General features: G+C 41.5%; 1 protein-coding gene. It reads right to left on the bottom strand.

From position 1 onward, the window contains the following. On the bottom strand, nt 1–1,443 hold a 1,443-nt coding region (locus tag FNZ24_RS21420), incomplete at both ends, for an Ig-like domain-containing protein (RefSeq protein ID WP_153916819.1).

Below are 1,443 nucleotides of genomic sequence, written 5' to 3'. Positions count from 1 at the left end.
GCTCTTTCCGATCTGCGCGACAACGGTAATCACTGGAGCAACGGTATCTAGTAAAGCACTATCGGAGCCTTCAGGGCTAATATTACCAGCACTATCAATAATGGTTGCTACTACTTCAATGGTTTCACCTTCAGCAGGGGCTGGCAGCGTTAAATCTATTGAGCCATTATCAATGTCTTCTTGGGTAAGAATAATTTCCTGACCGTTAACAACTAAAGTATCACCAGGCTGTGCACCAGTTGTTGTTAGATCAATCGTTACAGAAACTTCAGTATTACCTGCTAATTCTTCTTCGCTGATAATGCCATCGTTATTGGTATCAGTATTAATAATCACACCAGGAGCGCCATCAGCAACAGGGGTTACTTCAATGGTCAGTGTTGCAGTGACATTGGTATTAGTTGTGTATGTAATAACAGGAACTTGGCCATTCCAGTCCGCATTTGGTGTAAATGAATAGCTACCGTCGCTATTTAAAACCAACACACCTTCTTCTAAAGTGACTGAGTCACCAGCATTATAGGTTTCACCATTAACTTCAAAGCTGACAACACTTAAAACATCGTCAGTGTCTGAATCGTTATCTAATACGTTGCCTTCTGCAACCGTGTCTTCTGCGATAACGATTGCATCATTTTGCGCTTCGGTGGGGATGTCGTAATCTTCAGTTGCTGTAGCAGTGCCTTTGGCTCCATCAGCACCATAACCGTAAACTATACCTTCAATGACAGTATCAATATCATTGACTAGATCTGCCGCATCGACCTCGACAGAGAATGTCCCGTCAGATTGCATTATCGCTTGGTATTCCTGACCATTTATGGTCAGCATGATAATACCGGTAGTGATTGACGCATCGGCGGTGACAGTACCAGTAATGGTCACTGTGCCAGTGCTTTCATCTGGTGTAAGTATGTTATCACCTGTAACAGGATCGATATCTAATGCGATAGCGGTATTATCAGGTAAGTCATTGTCGTAAATACGTAAAGTTGCTTGGGTGTCACCTAAAACAGCATTAGTGACATTAGATAAGTTAATTAGCGCAAATTCAGGGCTATCCTCAATAATTAAATCATCGACAATTGGCACAGTGATATATGCAGTTGTTTCACCAGGCAAGAATGTAACGGTACCGCTGACATTAATAAAATCTTCACCAAATAAAGCGGTCAGCTCTTCTGAGCTGTAATCAAGAGTAATCGTTTCAGTACTAGGTTCGCTTAAGGTGAGGGTGAATAAAGCAAACTCCATTCCTTCAACTACCACAGCATAATCAATATCAACAATCGGTAAATTCGAACCTTCACCATCATTATCAAAAATGGCAAATTCTAGCTCTTCATCGTAGACGTTCTCACCAGTAACAACAGCATTGAAATATTCGGTAGGCTCAATAATAGCGTCATCAAAAATAGGGACGCGGATCATCACACTATCACA

It is taken from the genome of Shewanella sp. TC10 (genome assembly GCF_009663145.1).
GTDB lineage: Bacteria > Pseudomonadota > Gammaproteobacteria > Enterobacterales > Shewanellaceae > Shewanella.
Note: the sequence above shows the minus strand (reverse complement) of the source record. Positions and strands in the feature narration are given on the sequence as shown.